The organism is Amycolatopsis sp. SID8362 (assembly GCF_010550475.1).
In the GTDB taxonomy this organism is placed as follows: Bacteria; Actinomycetota; Actinomycetes; order Mycobacteriales; family Pseudonocardiaceae; genus Amycolatopsis; species Amycolatopsis eburnea.
Genome location: NZ_JAAGNB010001471.1, coordinates 1 through 6,382 on the forward strand (window position 1 = coordinate 1; position 6,382 = coordinate 6,382).

Here is a 6,382-nt window from a genome sequence, read left to right on the forward strand (position 1 = left end):
TGCCGCGGCCGTTGAGCACGCCGATGCCGATCCGGGGATCGGGTTGCGGCTGCGGCGGCGGTTCGTGGTGCGTCTCGGTCGGCGGCACCACCACCAGTTCCGGGGCGCCGCCGGTCAGGCCGACGTCCTGGACCGGCGTCGAGCCGAACAGCACCGGACCGGCCGCGACGCCGACCGCGCCCACGGCGGCGGTCGACGCCAGCGCGAGCCCGATCTTGACCTTCGACCCGACCAGGACGCCCTTGATCGTCGTGCCGAGCCCGGCCAGCACCCCGCTTCCGCCGAGCGACGCGGCGGCGGGCACCAGCAGCACCAGCACACCGGCGTGCGCGCGCAGCGACGAACAGACGTCGCGCAGCTCGTCCTGGGTGGCGCGGCACGACGCGCAGCCGTGCAGGTGCGCCTTGATCCGCTCGGCCTCGGCACCGGTGACGCTGCCCGCGGTGAACCCGCCGAGCTTTTCGACGACCGCGCGGCACGAGTCCGGCCCGCGGTTCACCGAAAGGTGGGCCTGCAGGTACGCCGCGCGCAGCCCCTGGCGCGCCCGGCGGGCCAGCGCCGCGGTGGCGTTCGCGCTCAGCCCGAAGTGCGGCGCGACCATGGCGGGCTGCTCGCCCTCGACCTCGGTCTGCCACAGCACCGTCCGCCAGCGCTCCGGCAGGCTGGTGAACGCGGTGGTGATCAGCGTGTGCTCCGCGGTGCGGGCGTGCGTGTCCGCGCCCGCGCCGGCGCGGAAGGTGAGTTCGTCGTCGGAGACCGGGACGTCGCGGCGGGCCCCGTGCCACTCCCACGAAACGCGGCGGGCGACGGTGAGCAGGTAGGCGCGGACGTAGTCGCGGGGGCCGGCGCCGCGGCGAAGGGCCTGCAGCACGCGGAAGAACGTCTCCGCGGTGATGTCCTCGGCCTCGGACCGGTCGGCGGCCAGGCTCTGCGCGAGCCGGCGGACGGCGGCGGCGTGCAGCTCGAACAGCTCCCCGAACGCGGCGTCTTCGCCGTTGCGGAGCCGTTGCAGCAGTGCCTGCTCGTCGGATTCCGAGGCCGCTGGTGGCGGCACCGTGCCCAGCTCGGTCATCCGGCCCGACACCTCCTCCCCGAAGGTCTCCCCATTCGGTCGAATGGGGACACCATACGGAGGGAATCAGCCGTCGTCACCCCTTGTACGCCAGCTGTGACACCGAAGCACCGGGTCAGGGCATGGGGGGACCCGGCGTTCGGCCCACTCGGGGGAGGGTATAGAGTCTTCCCATCAGCAAGGCAGTGCGGATGTAGCGCAGCTGGTAGCGCATCACCTTGCCAAGGTGAGGGTCGCGGGTTCGAATCCCGTCATCCGCTCAAGATCGAAGGCCGTCTACCGGTTCGTCCGGGAGGCGGCCTTCAGTCTTTCGGGGGTGCGTGATCGCTGTCACAAGGGGTCACACCGCGTGGGTCTTGTAGGGGTCGTGCTCGGCGAGGAGCTTGTCGAGCCGGGCTTGGTCGACGCGGGAGACCACCGAGGTCTCGTCCTGTCTGTCCCGGACGCACTTGGCGAGCGTGAACGTCGAGGTGACCAGGTAGAGCATGCCGAGGGCGAGGAAGCCGCGGACCCAGCCGTCGACCGGGAGGTACGCGATCCCGCCGGTGACCGCCGCGAGCGCCAGGCCGAACGAGAGCGCCGCCTGGATGTAGAAGGCCGTCGTGGTGGGGGACGTGGTGCCGGATTTGGTCATGTGACCACGGTCTCGTCCGGCGGCCCCGGCGTCTTGAGCAGTACTACTCAGGCGCGGTTGCGAAGTGGCTACAGCTCGTAGACGTCCAGCACCGTCGGGGCGACCGGGGTCAGGTGGGGGTCTTCGCGTTCGGTCACCTGGCCACGGGCCATGCGGTAGACGCGGAACTCGTTGTCGTGCTCGGTGTCCTGGTCGTCCCAGACGTGGAGCAGGCCGTACGAGCCCGCCGCCAGTTCACCGACCCGGGTGAAGAGGTCGAGCAGTTCCAGGCCGCGCCCGCCGTGCTTGTCGAAGCCCGCGATGTGGAGCATCGGCATGCCCCCGCTCCAGCGGAGGTCGATCAGGTCGAAGTCGCCGGCGTCGCGGATGGCGCGGTGGACGCGGTCGACCAGGCGCTCCAGGAGGGCCGCGTCGTCGTCGCCGCTCGCGGTCGCCTGGATGGTCACCCAGCCGTGGAATTCGAACACCCGCAGAACGGTAGCAAGGGCTCAGCGGGCCAGTGCGGACGGCTTTCCGTCGCGGCGCAGGACGTTGGTCAGCACGCCTTCGCCGTGGCGCTCGAACGCCGGCACCAGCTTCTCGCCGAAGACGCAGAGCGTGCGCTCCCACGGGTGGCCGAGCGTGCCGAACGAGAAGTCGGACGCCAGGAACAGGTGGTAGTCCGCGCGCGGGAACGCCGGCACCGGCCAGCGGGCGCCTTCGGTCATCAGGTGCGGGCGGACGCGGTAGGACTGGTGCTGCCAGTGCAGCGCCCACAGCCAGTCGTCCGGGCCGCAGACCTCGCGGAACGCGGCCAGCGCGATGGCGGCCACCTGGTGCTCCTCGACCGCGTACGGGCCGAGGCGGAACTCGGCCGACGCGCGGTCGAGGTCGCCGGGCGAGAGGTCCCAGGTGCGCGACGGCGCCGGCTCGCGGAAGCCCGGCCAGGCGTGGGCGTAGGTGCTCGGCCAGAACCCCAGCTTGTCGTACACCCAGTACCAGGCGGGCTCGTCCACGACGCGGGAGACGGCTTCCCAGGCAGCATTCACTTTGAGGACCTCGAAGTCGGCCAGGCACGGAAGAACACGCGAAAGCTTCGTGTTCGCCCCTCGGTTTGTCCAGTCCCCGTCCGCTCGCCGCGAACTGTGTCACTCGACCGGGTGGGTTGTGCCAGCTTGTCACCATGCGAATCGTCTTCGTCCACGGCGCCTTCGTCCGGGACGGCGCCTGGTGGTGGCAGCCGACCGCGGACGTCCTCGCGCGCCACGGTTTGCGCAGCTCAACGGCCGTGCTGCCGAGTTGCGAGGCCGAGCCGCGCGGTGATCTCTTCGACGACGCCGCGGCCGTTCGCGCGCTGCTCGACGCGTCCGACGAGCCCGTTCTGCTCGTCGGACATTCCTACGGCGGGATGGTGATCACACAGGCCGGCCGGCACCCCGCGGTGCACCGGCTGATCTACGTGACGTCGTTCCTGCCGGACGTCGGCGAGGCGCTCGCGGACTTCGGCGGCGGCGAGCCACGGCACGTCAGCCACGGCGACGGCACCGCGAGCGTCCGGGAAGAGCTCGTGCGGCCGCTGTTCGCCCAGGACTTCGACGACGCCACCTACGCCGCGGCCGCCGCGCGGCTCGCCGCGCAGAACGAGGCCGTGTTCGGCCAGCGGACGACCGAAGCCGCCTGGCGCGGCAAGCCGTCGACCTACCTCGTCTGCGCGGACGATCTCGCGACGCCGCCGGAGAAGCAGCGGGAACACGCCGGCCGCGCGACCGACGTCGTAGAACTGCCGGTGGCGCACCACCCGTTCGTCACGCGGCCCGAGCTGGTCGCCGACGTGCTGCTTCAGCTGACGACGTAACCCATCAGGAACTCCTTCGTCTTGCCCTCGCAGCCGGCGTCGAGGGAGTCGAAGTGGCTCGCGCCCGCGTTGCAGCGGTACAGCGCCCGCGCGGCCGCCCAGGACGGCGGGTTGGCGTAGAGGTACCCGAGCAGGCCGAGTGCCTGCTGGCCCTCGCACTTGCCGCTCTGGTCGGTCGAGCTGAACCAGTCCTTCTGGTCCTTCACCTTGCAGGCGAACAGCTTCCGCGTACCCGGCTCGGCCGTCGCGACGAGCGAACCGAAGACGCCCTCCTTGGTGAAGCCCGCCGGCGGGCCGACCTTCTTGGTGCCGCTGAAGTGGCCGCCTTCGGGGTGGTGGAACCGGGTCAGCGGCACCTTGGCCGGATCCGGCTTCTCCCCCGCGCTCGACGACGACGGCGGCGGGGTGGCGGCCGAACTCGCGCCCGGCAAGGCGGACGCGCTCGTGGACGGCGGTGCCGAGGACTTCTTGTGGCTGGGCGAGGTGGTCTTCGACGGCGCGGACGACTGCTCCGACGTCACCCCCGCGGCCGCCACCGGGGTCTGCGCCGACGGCTTGAGCAGGAAGATCGCGCCGAGCGCGACGACCACGGCCGCCGCGACGCCGGCCAGCACCAGCGGGAGCCGCTTCTTGCGCGGCCGGTCCCAGTCCACTGTGGTCGGTGACGGCGCGGCGACCTTCGCGGTCACCGGTTCGAAGACGATCGTCGGCAGCGACGCCGGGTCCACGGCCTGCGTCGGCGAGTCGGTGATCGCCGTGCGCGCGGTTTCCAGCAGCCCGCGCACGCCCGACGCGGTCAGCCGGTCCGAAGTGGACTGCGTGAGCAGGCCGCGGACGGCGTCGGCGAGCGGGCCGCGGCAGCGTTCCAGCACCGGCTGGTCGTACATGATCGCGTGCAGCGTCGCGGCCGTGGTGGTGCGCTGGAAGGGCGCGCGCCCTTCGGCGGCGTGGAACAGCGTCGCGCCGAGCGACCAGAGGTCCGACGCGGGAGCCGGGCCGGCGCCGGCGAACAGCTCGGGCGCCATGTAGCCGGGCGAGCCCATGACGCCGCCGGTCTGCGTCAGGCCCGGGTCGTCCATGGCCCGCGCGATGCCGAAGTCGGCGAGCTTCACGCGGTCGCCGGGCAGCACCATGATGTTGCTGGGCTTGACGTCCCGGTGCACGATGCCCGCCCGGTGCGCGCTTTCGAGCGCGCTGAGCACCTGCAGGCCGAGCGCGGCGACGCGGTCGTTCGCCAGCGCGCCTTCGCGGCCGACGACGTCCGCGAGCGTGGGCGCGACGACCAGCTCCATCACGATGAACGTGGCGCCGTGCTCGCTGACGACGTCGTACACCGTGACGACGCCGGGGTCGTTGAGCCGCCCCGCGGTCCGGGCTTCGCGCATGACGCGCTCGAGGTTCGTGCCCGGCGGGGTGGCCAGTTCCTTCAGCGCGACCGGGCGCCCGAGCACCTGGTCTTCGGCGCGCCAGACCACGCCCATCCCGCCGCGGCCGAGCTCGGCCGAGATCGCGTACCGCCCCGCGACCAGTCTCATCGTCGCCCCCCTGAACGCTCGGGGGCGATGCTAGGGGAGGCGCCGGGACCACCCGGCGCCTCCCCGGCTCAGGCGGCGTCCCAGAGGGTGAGGAACGCCGACGCCTCGCTGCGTGCCCAGGGCCTCAGCCGCTCGCGATCACGGGCGGAGAGCTGGTATTCCTTCGCGCGGCGGACGTCGATCACCAGCGCCTCGCCGCCGGGCAGGACGTCGGGCATCGCCTGCTCCAGCACCCACAGCGCGAGCTGGGCCGACGACTTCGTCAACGGCTCCTCCTTGAAGTAGAGCCAGGTCGCGAACCGGCGGCCGTCGCTCTTGCGGAGCCCCATCTGCGGGCTGACGCCGATCTCCAGCTCGCCGATCCGGCAGCGGCCGCGGCCGACCTCGACCAGCCTCGGCGACTTGCGGCCGAGGTACCGCAGCCAGCCGTCGGCTATCGCCGCGTAGTGCGGCTTCGTCCGGTCGTCGGCGGCGCTGACGAGCGCGCGCAGCGCCACCTCGTCCTGGTTCGCCGCCCGGCCGGACCGCACCGCGTTGGCCGCCCGCCGGTAGTAGTTGAACGCCGCTCGCGCCGGGTCTTCGTACTGCCTCCGCTGCCGCCGGACGAACGACGACCGCGACGGACCGGAACTCGCGCTGTAGCCCACGAACGTGGACAGGGTGATGTAGGCCATGGCCCTGCCTTCCTCCATCACGCCGCTCGCGGTCGCGAGCGGCATCTCCCCTGGACAACGCCAATTTTAGAACATATGTACGACACTTTTCGGCCGCTCGACGGGTGACCCGCGAAGGGACTCCCGAAAGCGGCCGACTTGCGCTACGTTGCCGATCAACCTCAAACCGCAACCTCGCAGGTCGGCAGCGCGTGCCAGACTGATGCCCCGAACGGTGGATGGGGGTCCTTGGATGAGCTGGCAGGAAGAGCTTCGCCGTCTCGACGCGGAGCTTGCCGAGGGTCGCATCGAGCCCGCTGACCACCGCAAACAGCGGGATGAGCTGCTCGCGCAGGCCTCCGGTTCGACGGTCCCGTCACCGGTGCCGTCACCGCTACGCCGTCCGGGTGACACCTGGCGGAGTGCGAACCCCGCCAGCCACCCCACGCCGGTGCACCCCGTCGCGCCGCCGCAGCGCGTGGAGTCGCCCCGGCCCGCGCCGCTGCCGCCCCCGCCGTGGCAGCGGACCGGGCTGCCGAAGACGGTCTCGACGAGCCACGTGCCCGCGATCCCCGACCACATGACGACCGCGCCCAGCCCGGCCGACATCACGCCGACCCGCTACCTGCGCGTCGACGGGCCCGCCGAGCAGGG

7 protein-coding genes, 1 tRNA gene and 1 pseudogene are annotated in these 6,382 nt (G+C 72.1%); 3 read left to right on the forward strand and 6 right to left on the reverse strand.

The genetic code is table 11. The annotated features are described in order from the left end of the window. A partial coding sequence (locus tag G3I65_RS45300; RefSeq protein ID WP_160701574.1) for a sigma-70 family RNA polymerase sigma factor occupies nucleotides 1-1,072 on the reverse strand: 1,072 nt, incomplete at its 3' end. A gap of 187 nt (nucleotides 1,073-1,259) precedes the next feature. Between G3I65_RS45300 and G3I65_RS45305 the strand changes: the two genes are divergently transcribed. Next, nucleotides 1,260-1,332: transfer RNA gene (locus G3I65_RS45305), tRNA-Gly, on the forward strand. An 80-nt stretch (nucleotides 1,333-1,412) separates the two neighbouring features. On the opposite strand, the gene G3I65_RS45310 is transcribed toward G3I65_RS45305, so the two are convergent. From G3I65_RS45310 to G3I65_RS45320, 3 genes are all read right to left on the reverse strand, one after another. Beyond that, on the reverse strand, nucleotides 1,413-1,706 hold the full coding sequence (locus tag G3I65_RS45310) for a YiaA/YiaB family inner membrane protein (RefSeq protein ID WP_160701575.1): 294 nt from the start codon (nucleotides 1,704-1,706) through the stop codon (nucleotides 1,413-1,415). Between the two features lie 68 nt (nucleotides 1,707-1,774). Further along, entirely contained in the window at nucleotides 1,775-2,173 is a 399-nt protein-coding gene (locus G3I65_RS45315; protein WP_125309581.1) for an immunity 7 family protein, read from the reverse strand. 21 nt (nucleotides 2,174-2,194) lie between these two features. After that, complete coding sequence (locus tag G3I65_RS45320; RefSeq protein ID WP_163046865.1) at nucleotides 2,195-2,734, reverse strand: DUF2716 domain-containing protein; 540 nt, start codon at nucleotides 2,732-2,734, stop codon at nucleotides 2,195-2,197. 134 nt (nucleotides 2,735-2,868) lie between these two features. Here G3I65_RS45320 and G3I65_RS45325 point away from each other — a divergent pair, with 134 nt between their 5' ends. Continuing rightward, complete coding sequence (locus tag G3I65_RS45325; protein ID WP_160701576.1) at nucleotides 2,869-3,540, forward strand: alpha/beta hydrolase; 672 nt, start codon at nucleotides 2,869-2,871, stop codon at nucleotides 3,538-3,540. Here G3I65_RS45325 and G3I65_RS45330 read toward each other — a convergent pair. Then, complete coding sequence (locus G3I65_RS45330; RefSeq protein ID WP_160701577.1) at nucleotides 3,525-5,075, reverse strand: serine/threonine-protein kinase; 1,551 nt, start codon at nucleotides 5,073-5,075, stop codon at nucleotides 3,525-3,527. The genes G3I65_RS45325 and G3I65_RS45330 overlap by 16 nt on opposite strands. 68 nt (nucleotides 5,076-5,143) lie before the next feature. Further along, nucleotides 5,144-5,749, reverse strand: coding sequence for a hypothetical protein (locus G3I65_RS45335; RefSeq protein ID WP_160701578.1), 606 nt, complete (start codon nucleotides 5,747-5,749; stop codon nucleotides 5,144-5,146). A 232-nt stretch (nucleotides 5,750-5,981) separates the two neighbouring features. Here G3I65_RS45335 and G3I65_RS45340 point away from each other — a divergent pair. Continuing rightward, nucleotides 5,982-6,382: pseudogene (locus G3I65_RS45340) on the forward strand (hypothetical protein); the annotation flags it as partial.